Genomic DNA, 981 nt, shown 5'->3' on the forward strand with positions numbered 1-981 from the left:
AGCTGAATCATTTGCCTGGCTTTGCAATCCCCCCTGCATGGCCCTGCCATGCTGTCCCCCCTTTGCACAAGGGGGGCTGCGGTGCTCCCGCGCTGGGCAACACAACCAGCCAAGGCCAAGACAGGAACGGGTGCAGCGTCACGCTGCCCGGGTGATGGTTTATCACACCCGGAGCACAGGAGCAAACAGTGCATACAGCCTTCAGCGAGTTTTGGCCGTCCCGTCACGGGACCAATGTGCAGTCCTGTCCGATTGCATTCAACCAACCTTCCCTCTCTTACCCGCACCTCTTGTTGCGTTTTCCCCAGAATCTGGTATACTGTACCTATATAAAGAGAGGAGGCCTTCCCATGAAAGAAAAATTCCAGAACTTCCGGCAAAAACTCAGTGACGCCCCCTGGTTCCGCTTTCTCATGGATAAGATCAACACCCCCATTGTCTACCTCCTTCTTTTGGGCGCCGGTATAGGGGTTCCCCATTCGGTGGGGGCCTGGGAGGTTTCCGACGCCCTTTGGTGGCGGGTGTGGCTTTGGGCCGATATTGTCTGCTATGTGCTGCTCACCCTTTTCACCGGCCTGCGGGCGCTGGATGTCTATGACCTGGAAAGAAGCCGGAGCCACGCCCTTTTTTTCCTGCTTTTGCTCTGCGCCCCGCCAGTGATCCTCCTCTACCGCATGCTCCCCAAATAAGGTGGCGAGCCGCCACACCCATACTGTGCTCCCGCACCCGATCAAAGCACCTAGGCCGGTTGTTTCCCGGGCAGCAAAGAGAGTTTTGGCCGTCCGGCCACCGGACCGCCCTTGTGCAAAGGGAGCTGTCGGCGAACGCCGACTGAGGGATTGACGGCGAGCCTCCGCTCCCAAGCGGTGCTCCCGGTCCCGTGTCGGGACGGCCAAGCGGTGCTCCCGCACCCGATCACAGCACCCAGCTGAATCATTTGCCTGGCTTTGCAATCCCCCCTGCATGGCCCTGCCATGCTGT

General features: G+C 59.5%; 1 protein-coding gene. It reads left to right on the plus strand.

The features are described 5' to 3' along the window. The first annotated feature begins 350 nt into the window (after positions 1 to 350). Complete coding sequence (locus H6A25_RS12495; protein ID WP_204752446.1) at positions 351 to 689, plus strand: hypothetical protein; 339 nt, start codon at positions 351 to 353, stop codon at positions 687 to 689. Positions 690 to 981: the final 292 nt, after the last annotated feature.

This window comes from Intestinimonas butyriciproducens, assembly GCF_016901775.1.
GTDB lineage: Bacteria > Bacillota > Clostridia > Oscillospirales > Butyricicoccaceae > Pseudobutyricicoccus.

Excerpts from the sequence above, each read along its gene's own strand:
- H6A25_RS12495 (WP_204752446.1), top strand. The coding sequence starts at position 351 with ATGAAAGAAAAATTCCAGAACTTCCGGCAAAAACTCAGTGACGCCCCC.